Annotated in this window: 13 protein-coding genes; 8 read left to right on the forward strand and 5 right to left on the reverse strand. The window is 50.4% G+C overall.

What is annotated here, in order from left to right; all coding sequences use genetic code 11:
- Window positions 1-675: 675 nt before the first annotated feature.
- From GQF00_RS15900 to GQF00_RS15915, 4 genes are all read left to right on the forward strand, one after another.
- The gene (locus GQF00_RS15900) at window positions 676-1926 is read left to right on the forward strand and encodes a Shedu immune nuclease family protein (protein WP_161320247.1); all 1251 of its coding nucleotides are present in this window, start codon (window positions 676-678) and stop codon (window positions 1924-1926) included.
- Window positions 1927-2051: 125 nt separating this feature from the next.
- The gene (locus tag GQF00_RS15905) at window positions 2052-4685 is read left to right on the forward strand and encodes an AAA family ATPase (RefSeq protein WP_161320249.1); all 2634 of its coding nucleotides are present in this window, start codon (window positions 2052-2054) and stop codon (window positions 4683-4685) included.
- 301 nt (window positions 4686-4986) lie between these two features.
- Window positions 4987-5967 (forward strand): transposase, encoded by a 981-nt coding sequence (locus GQF00_RS15910; RefSeq protein WP_161320251.1) that lies wholly within the window; start codon window positions 4987-4989, stop codon window positions 5965-5967.
- Window positions 5968-6083: 116 nt separating this feature from the next.
- Window positions 6084-7496: a hypothetical protein gene (locus tag GQF00_RS15915; protein ID WP_161320253.1), complete on the forward strand. Its 1413-nt coding sequence runs from the start codon at window positions 6084-6086 to the stop codon at window positions 7494-7496.
- A gap of 149 nt (window positions 7497-7645) precedes the next feature.
- Here the strand turns inward: GQF00_RS15915 and GQF00_RS15920 are convergent, their stop codons facing one another.
- Window positions 7646-8065, reverse strand: a complete 420-nt coding sequence (locus tag GQF00_RS15920; RefSeq protein ID WP_370519517.1) for a MarR family winged helix-turn-helix transcriptional regulator — start codon at window positions 8063-8065, stop codon at window positions 7646-7648.
- Between the two features lie 119 nt (window positions 8066-8184).
- On the opposite strand from GQF00_RS15920, the gene GQF00_RS15925 reads away from it, so the two are divergent.
- A complete protein-coding gene (locus tag GQF00_RS15925; protein WP_161320256.1) occupies window positions 8185-8631 on the forward strand; it encodes a hypothetical protein in 447 nt (148 codons plus the stop codon).
- A 33-nt stretch (window positions 8632-8664) separates the two neighbouring features.
- On the opposite strand, the gene GQF00_RS15930 is transcribed toward GQF00_RS15925, so the two are convergent.
- Complete coding sequence (locus GQF00_RS15930; protein ID WP_161320258.1) at window positions 8665-9327, reverse strand: cupin domain-containing protein; 663 nt, start codon at window positions 9325-9327, stop codon at window positions 8665-8667.
- 325 nt (window positions 9328-9652) lie between these two features.
- Between GQF00_RS15930 and GQF00_RS15935 the strand changes: the two genes are divergently transcribed.
- Entirely contained in the window at window positions 9653-10540 is an 888-nt protein-coding gene (locus GQF00_RS15935) for a metal-dependent hydrolase (RefSeq protein WP_161320260.1), read from the forward strand.
- A gap of 110 nt (window positions 10541-10650) precedes the next feature.
- Here the strand turns inward: GQF00_RS15935 and GQF00_RS15940 are convergent, their stop codons facing one another.
- A complete protein-coding gene (locus GQF00_RS15940) occupies window positions 10651-11175 on the reverse strand; it encodes a helix-turn-helix domain-containing protein (RefSeq protein ID WP_161320262.1) in 525 nt (174 codons plus the stop codon).
- Between the two features lie 143 nt (window positions 11176-11318).
- Between GQF00_RS15940 and GQF00_RS15945 the strand changes: the two genes are divergently transcribed.
- Both GQF00_RS15945 and GQF00_RS15950 read left to right on the forward strand, forming a co-directional pair.
- Window positions 11319-12143 (forward strand): metal-dependent hydrolase, encoded by an 825-nt coding sequence (locus GQF00_RS15945; protein ID WP_202560575.1) that lies wholly within the window; start codon window positions 11319-11321, stop codon window positions 12141-12143.
- Between the two features lie 58 nt (window positions 12144-12201).
- Window positions 12202-12633: a PaaI family thioesterase gene (locus GQF00_RS15950; RefSeq protein ID WP_161320517.1), complete on the forward strand. Its 432-nt coding sequence runs from the start codon at window positions 12202-12204 to the stop codon at window positions 12631-12633.
- Window positions 12634-12878: 245 nt separating this feature from the next.
- Here GQF00_RS15950 and GQF00_RS15955 read toward each other — a convergent pair whose 3' ends face one another.
- Together GQF00_RS15955 and GQF00_RS15960 are read right to left on the reverse strand one after the other, a co-directional pair.
- Window positions 12879-14708, reverse strand: a complete 1830-nt coding sequence (locus GQF00_RS15955) for an ATP-binding protein (protein WP_161320266.1) — start codon at window positions 14706-14708, stop codon at window positions 12879-12881.
- 560 nt (window positions 14709-15268) lie between these two features.
- Window positions 15269-15604: a hypothetical protein gene (locus tag GQF00_RS15960; RefSeq protein ID WP_161320268.1), complete on the reverse strand. Its 336-nt coding sequence runs from the start codon at window positions 15602-15604 to the stop codon at window positions 15269-15271.
- Window positions 15605-15609 lie beyond the last annotated feature (5 nt).

Genomic DNA, 15609 nt, shown 5'->3' on the forward strand with positions numbered 1-15609 from the left:
GACGAATGCGGAGGTGATCGTGGTTCCTGCCTGTATGGCAAGTTGCCTGGCTGGGATTTTATCGCACCGATAACCGTGCTTGTCCTCGCCGGACGGGCCCAAAGGGGTGCTACGCGGCACCCCTCTGGACTCCCCCGCGCCCCGACTCCGTTCGGCCTGCTCCGCAGGCACACTCCGGTACTCGCCCTGTGACGGACGCAAAAAAGACTCGCTCCGCTCAGACAGGTTTTTTGCTCTACGCCGTCAGATCCTTCCGTTCCTCGACTCACTCTAACGGGGAAGGTGCCGTGCTGATGGCATTGGCGTTCTTTATCGCGCAAACGCTCAATGTTGCTGTAGGAGCTTGCCTGCAAGCGATCCATGGCGACCGTTTTTCACCCGCGCGCACGTTGAATTTGTAGGATATGGCTTACAGAAATTTGTAAGTGGCTGAGATAAGGTGGGTTTTCAGAAAAGCGGATGCAAGAAAAGTCCGAGTAAAAATTCCTGTTCAACACGCAAGTGCAAGAAAAATCTGTTGAGAGTGATTTCTGCTTGTAGGGCAAGTCACTGATTGGTAGACAGTTTGTTGGGGTGTTTGGGGTAGGGTAAATCGGGGATATACAGCAAAGTGATATATCGCATCTGCAATTGAATAAACTGTTATAAGCCCTGACCCTTGGCGATGGAGAACGAATGAAAGACGAAAAGCTAGAAAAAGACTTAAAAACAAAAAAAGTCTACAACTTCGTGGATACGGAAGCTGATATAAATCAACTCTCTAAAGAGGTCTACAAAAATAAAGATTTGGTAGTGCACTATCCGCGGGGGTTCGAAGGCGGGCAGAAATACAAAACGATCAAAAAGATTTCCTTTATTGGATTCGCCGGCAAGATTCCTGTCGGAATGTATAAATCTCCTTCTTATGGTTATGGCTTCACTAAAACTTTAGGTCCATTTGCAAGGTATATTGATGACAATTTCAAATTTAAGGAAGTTTTCGTTAAGAAAGGAGGTTTGACGAAGATAGATGGCGGGAAAAAGACGCTTCACTTAAATGAAATTTCATTGCAAAAGCTTAATACAGCTTTTTCTACAGTTTTTTCCAAGAATAAGGCCGAAGTACAGGTTGTGTTGGAAAGAGTAGTTCATGACTTGTTTCCAAAAGATGTCAGAGAGCCGAAGGCTAAATATATCAAAAACGCGCTCTCGCAGTCATTGGCGACATGGGGAAACTCGATTGATGAATTTTCAGAGCAAGACAAAGAGGCGATAGCGGAGCTTTTCGAGGCTTTATCGACTTCAACTGATTTTCTAACAACTGATTCTCTAAAGAGCACAAAGGGGATAGTTGATGTCCGGCTAATAGAGAAGGCTCTCTCAGAGTTCGATGAGCTGTACTCACAATCTAGCAATACAACAACATTAGAGAAAAAGTGGCAAAATTATTTAAAAGAAAATGCGTGGATATTCTCATCTATATTTGCTCAGCCGGTAATCCTATATCAGGACGAGGCGTATGCGGGTGGCAAGACCATTGACAATAAAAACGGGAAATATACTGACTTTCTCGTTAAAAATAGTTTAAGTGATAATGTTGCATTTTTTGAGATAAAAACTCATAAAACCAAACTCCTGGAAGACAGGTCGTACAGGGGTAATGATGTCTTCAGTACAACTAAGGAGCTAGCCGGATGTATAAATCAGGTTTTAAATCAAAGGGATAAATTTCAGAAATCATACGCAGTTCTAAAAATGGAAAGTGAAGAAGATTTCGAGTCATGCAACTCGGCATGTTTTGTTTTGGTTGGGTCTCTAGAATCTCTCACTAAGAAGCAAAGGTATTCCTTTGAGCTATTTAGAAGCAATAATCGGGATGTTGAAATAATTACATTCGATGAGATTAAGAAAAAAATAGAGATGCTTAGGTCGCTTATTAGCGGATAAGCTTATAACAAAGCGCTGCTGTCGGATAAATTTTACGCTGTGCTTCAAATTTACCGCAAAGCGCGGCTATGTGCCTTCATAGCCTCTGCTGTCGAAAACGAATATTCGAACTATAAGGAAGTAATATGGCTGGCGTTATCGCTGAATATCAAAGGTTTTTGGAGGTGTTAGCCGTCAGACCTGTAGATGATGATATTCGTCGAATGGCAAACCTAATATATTCAAATCTTCCGCACTTAGCACAGGTGGGCGCTGTTCGTAGAGCTCGATCATCACGATTAGCTCCAATTGCAATAAACCAATTTACAGAAACCTCCCCAGAGTTACCTGAATTTAATAATATAAATGCTGATGGCCATAATGTTGGCCGTCTGCATCAGTTAACCGTAGGGCCATTTAGAGGGTTTACAACTCAAGAGATTTTTGACTTAAGTAAACCAATTACTCTTGTCTATGGCGCCAACGGTACAGGGAAGAGTAGCTTTTGTGAGGCTCTAGAAACGGCGTTGTTGGGTTCTATAAGTGAGGCTCAAGTAAAACGGATTGATCATAACACTTATTGTAGAAATGTAAGACTAGGGCGATATATTCAACCCGTTATATCAACAGTAAATGAAAATAATCCCCCGGTTAATTTACAGCCAAATGAAGAAAAGTATAGATTTTGTTTTATTGAAAAAAACAGGCTTGATGATTTTGCTCGAATTGCTTCAAGAACTCCAAGCGATCAAAGACAATTAATTGCTACGCTTTTTGGTATTGACCAATTTTCAGACTTTGTAAGAGGGTTTAATCCTTCTCTTGATGAAAACTTAAATCTCACTGGCCAACGAGCACAAGAGCTTGCAATAAGACGGTATGCATTGGCGAGCGCAGAAAAAGTAATTCAGGAATACCCGCAACGTCTTTCACAAATTAATTTAAACGAAAGCCAAATTGCAGAAAGAATTCAGCCAGGAAGCAACTATGAAGCTGTTAAACTGTGGTTGGTTGGCAGTCAGGAGCAGCAAGGTCGTCTCCCATATGTGCAATCTCTGCTTGATGCCCCTTCGCCAACTGTTTACGGCCTAACTTCAGAACAACTTACATCTGCGTTTAATCGAGTATTCGCTATAAATAGTACATTGCAGGGCATCAACACTGAATTGGCTCGTCGTGCAGGTGAAGTTTCATATAAACAACTATATGAATCAGTGCTCCAGTTATCTTCTTCAAATCCACAAAGCTGCCCAGCATGCGGCACTAACCTCCAGTCAGTAGTTAAAAATCCATATGAGGCTGCGACCACTGGTCTTGAACAACTTAGTGAACTAGCTGATTTGCAAGAACAAGCAAAAGAACAAAATAACTCACTGAGTGAGTCGATGCGAAACTTACATCAATTGATGTTCAATACGATTAATGCGGCAAATCAAGTTTGCCCTCAAGTGCTCAGAGAGAATGCGCTACCAGTTTTACCACCGGCATCAACTGGTCAATGGCTGCAGGCATGGGTTAATGACAATAATAAATATTGGAATGCATTGCTAAATCTATGCGCACACATTGAAAGATCAGATGGTGAAGCTCGAATAGCTATAGCTCAACGCCAACAGCTAGCTGAAGAAAGAGCAAGACTTGATGGATATCGTATCGAGATAGAGAAAGCTAAGTTAATACGACAAACTGCAGAAAGTGAAATTACAGAAGCAAGAACAACTGTTGCTAATTTTGAGGAGGCTAATAGAGAGCTAATTGAGTTAGTAGCCTCTGAGACGCAAGTAGTCGAATTTCATAACAGAGTTAAAAGTTCATATGATGGGTTTTTGCAAGAGATCCAATCATATCTACGCGATCTACCATCTCAATTGCTTCAAGGTTTGGGACAAAGAGCTCGCGACTTATACAATTCATTCAATCGTGATGACTTACCAGTAGATTTATTACAAAACCTTTGGCTGCCAATTGCTGAAAATGGAAAAATTGAACTGGAGTTTCAGGGGCAATTAGGGGTTCGTTATGATGCGTTAACACTGCTTAGCGAAGGGCACATTAAGTGTTTGGGGTTGGCAATATTGCTTGCAAAGAATATTGAGGAAGGTTGTCATCTCGTTATTTTTGATGACGTAGTAAATGCTATTGATGATGATCATAGAAATGGGATCTGGAGAACATTCTTCGAAGATGGTTTGTTGGATGGAAAACAGGTCATTTTAACATCTCACGCTGAGGAGTTTCTTCATAGAATCCAACAAGAGCTTGGCACGGCACGAGTAGGTGATATAGCTTTGTATAAATTTTTGCCGCATCAAGGGGAGCATCATTTGCGTGTTGACACTAATCCTCCCTCGAAGAATTATGTTCTTAAAGCCCAGCAGGCATTTGCTAATGATGATAAACGAGAAACTCTTTATTACTCTCGAGCAGCTATAGAAAGTCTAACGGACCGACTATGGACTTGGATGGGAAGGCGTGGAGATGGACGCATTGAACTTAAGCTTAGTGGGCCACGATCACCCTGGGAGTTGAATAATAAGTGCAATAAAATTCGTTCTTCTTTGAGAAGGAATCAGAACCCGTCTAATGCAATTATATCCTCGCTAGGGGCTCTAGATGCGTTGTTGGGAGTAGCTGGCGGCTCAATAGAATGGGGATACCTAAATAGTGGGACTCATGATTCTCAGCGAGATGGCGAGTTCGACCGATCGGCTGTTGAAACTATTGTCCAAGCTGTGGGTACTTTAGATCAAGCGTTAACGGAGCTTCAAAATGGGCGATAAGCAAGTAGCACACGGAGATCCGGGCTCAGGTCTTGAATCGTGCATCGATAGGGCGAGGTGCGTTTGATTTTTCGCGCGGAGCAAGCGCTGCCCCCAATGTTTGCTTACTGTTTTGGCGGCAGATCAGGACGTTATCGGTCCATAGAGACAGCGATTCGCTTAAGCACAGACAGTGTTGTTTGAGGATAATCGGGGACACCCAAGAATTGGAAGATCTCCTACAGGTCTTTTAGCCTTTATCTGATATTGGTCTTTTCGGTTGGTCAGTATTGTTGGGTCATGGATAAGCAAGGAGGCTGCCATGACCCGTGCTCGCTATACCCAGGTTTCGCTGGATTCCACGTCTTACTATCACTGTATTTGCCGTTGTGTGCGGCGGGCCTTTCTGTGTGGACGCGATCACTATTCAGGCCAGGATTATGAGCATCGCCGTCAGTGGGTGCTGGATCGCCTTGCGGTGTTGGTTGAGGTGTTTGCCATCGACCTCTGTGCCTATGCAGTGATGTCCAATCACTATCACGTTGTTGTGCGTATCAATGAGAAACAGGCAAGCGCCTGGAGCGACACCGAGGTCGCTGAGCGGTGGATGCGGTTGTTTCGTGGCCCGGAGGTGGTCAGGCGTTGGTTGTCCGGTAAGGCAGAAGGGGGAGAAACACTGAAGGCGCTTGAAATCATCGGACTGTGGCGAGAACGGCTTTATGATCTTGGTTGGTTTATGAAGTGCCTGAATGAGTATCTTGCCCGTCGTGCCAATGAGGAAGATTGTTGTAAGGGGCGCTTCTGGGAAGGGCGGTACAAGTGCCAGGCATTGCTGGATGAAAAGGCGGTGCTGCAGTGCATGGCGTATGTGGATCTGAATCCTGTCAGGGCGGCGATGGCGGCGACACCGGAGCAGTCGGATTATACTTCGATCCAGCAGCGGGCGAGAGCGATCAACGATACTGACAAGCAGGCACAGACACCGCGGTTATTGCCGCTGGTGGATGAGACGCATGTTGAGGCCGATGATGGTGAAACGGTTTGTCGGTTCCGACTGATGGATTACCTGGTGCTTGTGGACAGTACAGGTCGGGCGATCCGTCATGACAAACGGGGAGCGGTTTCCCTTGAGGCCGCAGGGATTTTAGACCGGCTTGGCATTAGCGAATCTGGCTGGCTAGAGCATATGAGACCAAGGCGGAAAAGGTTGCCGGTGGCAATAGGAAGCGTGGTGAGGCTGAAAGAGTATGCGGCACACACGGGACGTCGTTGGGTTGCGGGTCAGAGGCAGATGGTTTGTTGAGGAAAATGAGCCACAGTTCTTAAAAATGATGCGTGTCCCATCCCGCATCCATCCCGCCTCTCGATCACCAATAATAGTGGTAAAAATATTTCCACCTTTTTTCACAAGGAGTGAAGATGATGTCACTAAAAGAAAGGATGCTTAATCCACTCACGGTCGCTGTGTTTGTTGTGTCTGTAGTGCTTGCGCTGTCGGCTTGCGAGAGTACGCGGAAAGAAGAGGAATCCAGTGACAATGACCAGAAAGAGGCTTATCCCGTTGCTATCGTCACTGTGCCTGCCCTTGTTGCTGTAAAGAGTGACTTTATCGAATTGGTCCAGTCTCGAGGGCATGCTGGCGGTATGGATGATGCCAGGGAGCTTGAGCGTCTTGCCGACGTGATTGTCTCGCTGGAAAACGTACTGGGATCGGACCTCGAGGCTACCCTGTATACCCGTGATCCGGCTCTTGCGATAGATATGATGGGCTGGTCGACGGATCTGGCCAGTGAGCTTCTCGCTGAAGTTGGCGGCAATGACAGGCTTGCTGAGCAGCTGGGTGAACGTCGGGGTGACAATGGTCTGGGTCGAGGAAACCCCAGTGGGCTTTCAGATTCGCCGGGGCTGTCGAAGTTCGAGTCCTCTCTGGGGGGGCTGATGGGGTCGTTATCAGATTATATGCAGAGCGACCCGGATGGCTGGCCTGGTGAAGGGGAAGATAATGATCGGGGGGCAAATAATGAGAGCAGTGACCCCTGGGTGAATTATCTGAATGACAGAGTCCCGCAGGGCGCCGATCCTGATCCGAACGATCCCGATGTGGACGCTACCGGTGATACCTGGAACGACTACCTGAACGATGATGCCGCTCCGGGTGCCGACCCGGACCGACCCGATGAAGGCAGTGGCAATGACACTGAAGGCGACGGTGAGGAGATTGAGGTTGGTGACGGTGATGTAGTCATCATTTGGACGGATGGAGATGGCAATCTGGACCGTGTCGAAAAAAACAAGGGTGAGGGAGAGAGTGGCGACACAGGTAATGACGACGCCGGTACTGATGATGGCGCTAGCGGTGGTGACGGTAACGGCACCAATGGTGGTAGCAGTGACCCTGATGATGGAACAGGCGGTGATGGAGAGGGTGGCACCGGAAGCGGTGATGAAGAAATGCCCTGTGACCCGAATATTGATGGCTGTAATACGGGTGGGGGAGCAGTGCCGGAGACGGACCCCAATGATGGGACGACTCAGCCGGGGCTTGGCGATGCTGGCAACGGCGATCCAGAGATCGATCTGGGCTCAAAGGGTGGTGGCCTTGGTCCCCTGATTCTTGTGGGTCCCGATCATCAACAGCGCGGCGCAGTGGTCTTGGTGGTCCGTTCGCCGACTTATGGGCAGACGCAGCCAGGTCTAGGGGGCGAACGTTTTAATGGTGGTTTCTGGAAAGGCGATGTTGATGCTATCGGCGGCAGGATTGAGCAGCTATTTTCCCGGTCGAGAGAGCTAGCCAGGGGAGTTGCAGAGCTCTGTGCGCCTCAGGATTGCTGAAGGGGCCTCCCGGTAGATGAGGTCTTGCCCCGAGATCCGGGGGCAGGTCTTGCATCGTACATTGATAGCGCGAGGAGAGTTTGATTTTTCGCGCGGAGCAAGATCTGACCCCGATGTTGGCCTTCCTGTTTTGGCGGCGGGTCAGGACGTTATCGGTCCAGAGAGACAGCGATTCGTTTAAGCACAGACAGCGTTGTTTCAAGTTCTTCCTTGCTCATTTCCTTTGAGCATGTCGTTGCCCATCCCGACTGCTTTTCATCCAGCTTCAAATATACCGTTTTCCCTCGCTCCGACAGGCTTATCAGTTTTGCGCGCTTGTGGCCCGGATTGTCCTGGAAAACCAGAAGCTCATCCTGATGCATGGCATCAACAAGTCGTTGTACGGCTTGTCGTGTCAGCCCCATGCTTCTGGCTATTTGCGGCACGGTTTGCGGTTCACCCGCGAGGAAAAGCGCCCCCAGAATCTTCCATCGGGCACTGGTAATGCCATATTCCGAGCCCATATCGTCACCTTCACTGACAAGCAGCCCGCCCAGCTTGAAGACTTCAAGCACGATTTCGGTGAACACCGGGCCTTTCTGTGGGTCGTTCATAGGCATCCCTTTTGCAAATTGACAACATGTTGACAAGGTGAGTGGCTCTTTAGCACAATGACAACATGTTACCAATTTTCCTGCCGGAGGAAACCATGGCGTCCCTGCTTCATCGCCTTGCCGCAATTATTGCCTTCTTGTGCATTGCCACGTTCTTTTCGGCAACCATTCTCGTTGAGCTTTTCGGTAGCGCAGAAGCCATCGCAACCCTGAAAAGCCTCATTGTCTGGCCAGGCTTGTTGATTCTTGTTCCTTCCATTGCATTCACTGGCGCGAGCGGGTTCGCCCTGGCTAAAGGCAGAGGCGGAAAGCTGGTACGACAAAAGCAGAAGAGAATGCCGTTTATTGGCGCCAATGGGATATTGGTGCTTATTCCCTGCGCGTTAGTGCTTGATCATTGGGCATCGATGGGGGCTTTTGATACTGGTTTCTATGTGGTGCAAGGCGTCGAATTGATTGCCGGTGCCGTCAATCTCCTTTTGATGGGAATGAATATGAGAGATGGCCTTAGGCTGAGTGGAAGATTGAGACGGTCCGGGTGAACAAAAGAAATTAGGTACACCCCCAATTGGCATTTACAAATGCCCCACCTTCACATAAATCAACGCCCCTTCCTCTTTCGTAAACGGCGTATGCCGACTCAGGTGAGGGCTGCGAAGCCAGCTGCCTTTTGGGTAGATGCCGTGCTCATCATAAAAGGTGCCTTCCAGGACAAAGATCTCTTCCCCGCCCCAATGCTGGTGTGGCTGGAATTGGGTATGGGGCGCCCATTTCACTAGCGCTACATGCTCGCTTTTGAAATCGTGCAGGGGCATCACCGTTAGCCCCTCCACGAGCCCCGGTCGCCAGGGGGTGTTCATGGTGTCGATGACTTTCTGCTCGGTGTCTTGCTGATCAAACTGATGCAGCTTCACCAGTATCGTTGCGCCTTCCTCGCCGATGCGTGGGGTATGAGAGGTGCCGATGGGATTGCGCACATAGGTCCCTGCCGGGTAGGCCTGATGTTCATCCGAGAACACTCCCTCCAACACCAGAAACTCTTCGCCGCCATCATGGGTGTGGGAGGAGAACGCACTGTGCGGGGCGTAACGGACGATGGAGGTGGCCCGTGCCACTTCGTCGCCGATACGATCCAGCATCATGCGCTCAACGCCGGGCATGGGCGACGCCACCCACTGGTAGTCCGTGGGCCGAATGACGACGCGTTGTTCGAAATCTGCATTGAGTAAGGTAGTCATGGTGCGCTCTTTGTAAATATGGCGGGTGCCCGTGTCTGCCAGTATAAAACCTGCCGTGTACCCGGCGCAGTAAAGCCTGTTCTCTGTTGCAAATGCGTGAAGTGAGGCGCTCGCTGTACTGGCTGACCTGGATCCGGGGCCGAGCTGATAAGGCGAAATCGAAAAAAGGGGCGAAATAAGATACACCCGCAAACCGGCACCCTCAGCCACAGATGCAAGTTTTGACATGGTGCCAAGCACCCTGACGTATGCTTAGATGATGCCTTGCTTTTTCGGGGCCCGTCTTTGGGTAAGCCCTGTTGCGTGATGATCAACGGAGATAACAATGAAAAAACTGTCTGCAGCACTACGTCTGGTATCTGATAACACCCGGGCAAAGCCCATGCTGGTGCCGACTCGTCGGAGCTTGCGGTTCAATCTGGACCCCAAGCGGATTTCCGACTGGCACACCGCAGGTGGGCCGGTGCTGACGGCCTTTCTGAATACCTTCTCCACGGTGCTGCCGGTGGGCGAGCGGTTTTTCATCGACAGTGTGCGGGCCTACCGGGACCAGATTACCGACCCGGAACTGAAGAAGGCGGTGACTGCCTTCATCGGCCAGGAAGCCATGCATGGCCGCGAGCATGAAGAATATAACGATGCCCTGTTTGCCGTGTCATCGGTGGCACCAAGGTTTGAGCGTATGGTCGAGGGTCTGTTGAAGACCTTCAACAAGTACAGTGCGCCGGTTTCTTTGAGCGGCACCATCGCTCTGGAGCACTTTACCGGCCTGCTGGCTGACAGCGTGTTGAGTGACTCGCGGGTGGTCGACGGGGCCGATCCGGCGTATGCGGCCTTGTGGCGCTGGCATGCCCTGGAAGAAACCGAGCACAAGGCCGTGGCGTTTGATGTCTGGACGGCGGTCATGGGCAAAGGGGTTGGTGCCTACGGGTTGCGCTGTTTCGGCTTGGGCCTGGCGACGGTGGTGTTCTGGGGGCTGGTGATTCCGGTCTTTCTGGAAGTGTTGCGTGAGCAGGGAAAGCTGACGGACTGGAAAGGCTGGCAGAAGTTTTTCCACTACACCTTCGGGGATATCGGCATGCTGCGTAAGCAGATTGGCAATTACCTGGATTACTTCCGCCCGGGGTTCCACCCCTGGGATCACGACAACCGTGAGTTGCTGCTGCAGATCGACAGTTTTCTGGCCGAGCAGGAAGCCGCAGCTTCCGCCTGACGTTGCCCGTCGTTCGTCATTGGCTGGCATCATGAATCCGGGGAAAGCCTCAAGTGCGCCTGTGAATCGACTGGGTTAACGGACGACAGGAGGCTTTCCCTTCGCCTGGCTCAGCCTCTTGAGGCCGTTCGCTGCTGTCCGGGGTGATGGCTGTCGCCGGTATTCTGGAGCATGCCTTCCTGTCCAGCGCCTTCCACCAGCAAAGGCTGCATATCCCGGGCGTGCAGTTCTTCACCACATTCTGAGCAACGTAGTTGTGGGTCGGTTTTATGGCCGCAAGGGTTGTGGATGAATTCCAGCGGTGGGTGATCTGCGCCGTCATTGAGCCAGTTATTTCCCCATTTCCCCAGCATGAGGATCACAGGATACAGTGCCTGACCGGCATCGGTCAGCCGGTACTCATAGCGCTTTGGGCCATCCTGGTAGAGCACTTTTTTCAGTACTTCCTTTTCAACTAACCGATTAAGGCGATCCGCAAGCAGGTGTCGGGTCATGCCCAATTGTTTCTGGAAATCTTCGAACCGGTGGGTTCTCAGAAAGGCATTACGGATGATGAGTAGTGTCCAGCGGTCGCCAAGGATGGACAGGCTACGGCCGACGGGGCAGTTCATATCGCCGAGTTGATGCCACTTCATATTCAGGACTCCAGGCCTCAGTGGACAGGCCGCTATTTTGTCAGTTCCAAAAAAGAATGGACAATTTGGCTGCCGATGTTTAGCCTTTTCTCCATGGTTCCTTTTTGGAACCTATGTTGAAACTAACTTTAGTGAGGTTGGACATGACTGGAGAGACCAGGGCTTCTTTCCCTGTACGCCGGATGGACTACGATTTCAGCGACATGCCACGGTACTGGTGTGATAACGAGCCGTCCCAGACGCATTACTTCACCGGGCTGTCCACCCTGTTTCCCGAGGGGGAGTCCTTTTTTGTCCGCTCGGTGCGTGCGCTGCGCCCAAGGGCCAAGGCGAATCAGCAGCTGGATCGTGATATCGGCGCCTTTATTGGTCAGGAGGCCATGCACTCCAAAGAGCATCATGCCTTTCATGAAAGCGCCAAGCGCTACGGTCTCAACCCGGAGTTACTGGAAAATGCCACCGGTATCATCCTTAAAGGGGTTGAGTCGCTGTTTCCGAAAAAATGGAACCTTTTGATTACTGCCGGGCTTGAGCACTACACGGCTGTACTGGTGACCAGCATGATGAGGGGCATCCATGAACAGATGGAGGATGAGACCATTCGCAACCTCTGGCTCTGGCACAGCATTGAAGAGACCGAGCACAAGGCGGTGGCCTATGACCTGTATCAGTATCTTTATGGCAACGGCCTGGGTGCCTATATCCCCAGAGTGTCGATTTTTACGTTAAGTGTTGCTCTGGTCATTGTCGCGAGCACGCTGTACCAGATGGTATTGATGAAGCGGGACAAGCAGCTTTTTAACCTGAAATCCTGGCTTAAATTCGGTGTTTTTGCTGCCAAACATTATCGGGTCTTTATTCCGCAATTCCTGGCGTACTACCGGTTTTCCTTTCATCCCAATGATACGGACGAGTCGGCACTGGTGGAACGCACCAGGTTGCTGATTGGTCTTGATGAAAAGCACTAAAAAACGACGGCAATACCCGCCGGGTATTTTCACTGAGGTTATTGAGAGGTAAAGAGTGATGAATCCAAAAGAGATGACGGGGTTGGAGATTATGCAGGCGTTTGCGGATGGAAAATTCCCCACGCCGGGCATCGCCAAAACCATTCCGATGCACCCATCAGAAGTGGAGCATGGCCGGGTTGTCTTTATCGCCACAGCCGATGCGAGTCATAGTAATCCATTGGGTGGGGTGCATGGGGGCTTTGCGGCGACAGTGCTGGATTCTGTCACTGGCTGTGCCACCCACACGGTGTTGGAGGTTGGTGAGGGCTACGGTACTACCGATCTGAATATCAAGATGTGCCGACCATTGCCCTACGATACCCCGCTGATTGCGGAAGGAAGGGTTATCAATGCCGGCCGTTCACTGGTGATTTCCGAGGGCTATCTGCGCGATGAATCAGGCAAGCTCTACGCTCACGCCACTGCCACCAATATGATTATTCGTTGAATGGAAACATGATATGGGTCTGGTCTTGGATTGTGCTGGTTATCCCGCCAGGCAAGGCCGCCCAGTCTTTGTCGCTGGCCGAAGATAAGACGGTCTGGCCTTGGGTGAACTGACAAGAAGAATGAATACGTTGAATTGACTGACCCATAAATGGATGGTGGGGCAACTGTTGTACGGGTGATAAGTGAGTTTAGTGACTGATTGAATTCATGCGTGTGACAGACTGAAAACTCTTGCGCCTCTGCTTACGCCACCAGTGTCATCGCGCGCAGAGGTACCTCCAGTCGGCAGAGGCATCCTGCGTTATTGTTGCTTTCCCATGTTGCCGTGGCGCCAATTTCCTGAGCTCGGTGACGGATGTTGGCAAGGCCCATGCCGCGTTGTTGCATTTCCTCTGATAGCCCCGGACCTTCATCACGGATTGTCAGGATGAGTATGCCGTTGTCGTTAGCATGATGGATTCTGCAATCAAGGTGCGCTGTGCCGGTGCCTGCATGCTTGATGATATTGGATGTCAGCTCACGCAGGATGCGGCTGAGGTGGTAGGCCTTGGTCGGGTCTGCTGGGGTGTCGGGTATCTCGCCGAGGCCGTTGTAATGAAACTGGATGCCGGCGTGGCTCAGCCGGTTTTCGCTTTCAGTGATGGCGTTGGCGATTAATTCATTGAGTGGAATGATATCCCGTTTGCTCTGATTCACGGTTTCCCGAAGCGACGATAGCGCTTCCCTGGCAAGTGAAGATTTTTCATGCTCGGCGCGGGAATGGAGGATAGAGAGCAGTTTTGCACCCACGTCATCGTGCAGATCTCGGTAGACCTTCTGGCGTTCCTGTTGTGCATGGTTGTAGAGGGCAAGGGCATGGTTTTCTGCATAGCTCTTTTCCAGTGAAGCGGAGATTTCCGCCACGCGGGTTTCCAGCTGACTGTTAAGGGTTTCACTGTGATTCAGGGCGCGCACGAAAGTCCGAACCAGATGGGCGAATATCAGGATAAGGAGGACGGCAAAGCCGTATTGCATGAAGGTGCCCTCCGGTAATCTGCCTGGCTGCTGTGCTGCTGCCTGAAAGGCATAGATGTCATGTAGCACTAGCAGGGAGATCACTAGGAAGCCGGGAATCAGTAGAAGTAACTCCTTGCTGCGTTTGCGGATGGCGAGATGGGTTCCGATGACGAGAAGGTAGATCACCAAAGCCAGGTGCATGCCATGAACAAAGGTGATCACCAGGGTGTGCAGTCGCATGGGCATGATGAACAAGAGAATACCGGAAAGAATCAAGGCAGCGATGGCGATAATTTTCAAGCGCGGCCTGTCTAGTTGCATCAGCCGGTAAAGAAACATAAACAGGAAGAAGCCGGACAGGTCCACACAGTAGAAGACGAAGCGTAACCAGGTCCCATGATTAATTGGGGCAAAAGGCACCGCCATATAGAACATCACTACTGACCAGCTAAAGCAGAGCAGAGAAAAGTACAGGTAAAGCCGATCACTTCGGCGAAGCAACCAGATGAACAGGGTGAGGCTGCCCATCACAAGGCAGGTGACCATGCTCCACTCTGCGATACGAATTTTCTGGAATACAGATTGTTGGTAATGACTTTGCAATACGGTCTGATCGCCGATGATCAGTGGTGACAGAACGGCGTTGGGTTCGCCGCTACGAATACGAATGATGAGCTGATTGCCGGAGTCCCGCCAGTAGGCAGCAGGAAGTCGGGTATAGAAAGGATGGTTCCAGCCGGTTGATTCCCTGCCATCCAGACGCTGCGTGCCGGCGACCGTGTGTCCGTTCAGAAAGATACTTATATCAAAGACATGGTTGCTGACAAACAAGCTATCACGCTGAGTATCGGGCAAGGAATCCAGATTAAAGCGAAACCAGAATGTCCCATGAATCTGGGAGTAAGAGCCCGCAAATGGCAGTGTGGTGTCTTTCCAGTCTCCGTCAGGGAGTTGGCTAGTAGGTTTTTCCGAATAAAGATACTGACCCTGGGTAATGCGGGTGAAGGCAGTATCTGCAGCAAGTAAGCCGGAATACAGCAGTGAAGAGAGGAGGAGCCATAGCCAGATTGTACGCATTGGGGTGTTTGTTTATTGTCCAGTAGATTGGCAATTTACCATGTTTATTTGCAATGAAGGGGAAATAATTGCGAGCCAGTAGCTGGCTACATCTATGGAAATAAGTAAGCAATAAAGGGCACCCAGCAATGGGTATTTATAAATGCCCCACCTTCACATGAATCAATGCCCGTCCTCTGTCGTAAACGGCGTGTGCCGACTCAGGTGAGGGCTGAGCAGACAGGGGGGTATTTTTTGCTTTGGCAGCGGTGGCGATTGCATCAAAAGGGCACGATACAATCGAGCCCTGTGCCACGCTGCTGCCGCAGCATCCAACGTTCGAATTCAGTATCAGCGCCGTGATAGCGGCCGCACACAGCAGTCCGGAAGTCGCGGGCGACTTTTCTCTTTCTGATGGTTCAGGGGGTGTGCATGCCATGCTCTCGAAAAACGTTGAGCCTTTTGTGGCCTGCGTGAACCTGCTCATCATGTCGTCTGGCAACACGGGGGCGGGTTCCAGTTACCCAGGGGTGTAGGGATGGTGGATCCTGCCCGTCGCATTCCTTTCATTCCTGTTTCCCTCAATACTCCAGCGTCAACCGTTGCGCTGAATGTTGAGGCGCCCCCAGTTCGTTGACGACTGCGATGTCGATGCTGCAGTTGATGGCAAGGCGCTCGCCGTTACGCGCTGCCTCGTCAATGAGCTTGGTGAGCGCCTCCTTGGTGTGCTGCAATTCCTCAATGCGGCGCGTCACAACAGGATTTTCATTGCCCAGGCGTTCTGCGCTACTCCACTTGTCCAACTGATGAAACTGAATCTTGTTGGTGATGAGCGTCATCAGGATGGTTCGCGCATCCTCGGTGGAGAATTCGCCGCTGATCAATTTGTGAGTGGAATGCCGTGTAGTGTCTGACATGCGTT

Origin of the sequence: Alcanivorax sp. DP30, from assembly GCF_009882945.1 — a bacterium.
Classification (GTDB): Bacteria; Pseudomonadota; Gammaproteobacteria; order Pseudomonadales; family Alcanivoracaceae; genus Alcanivorax.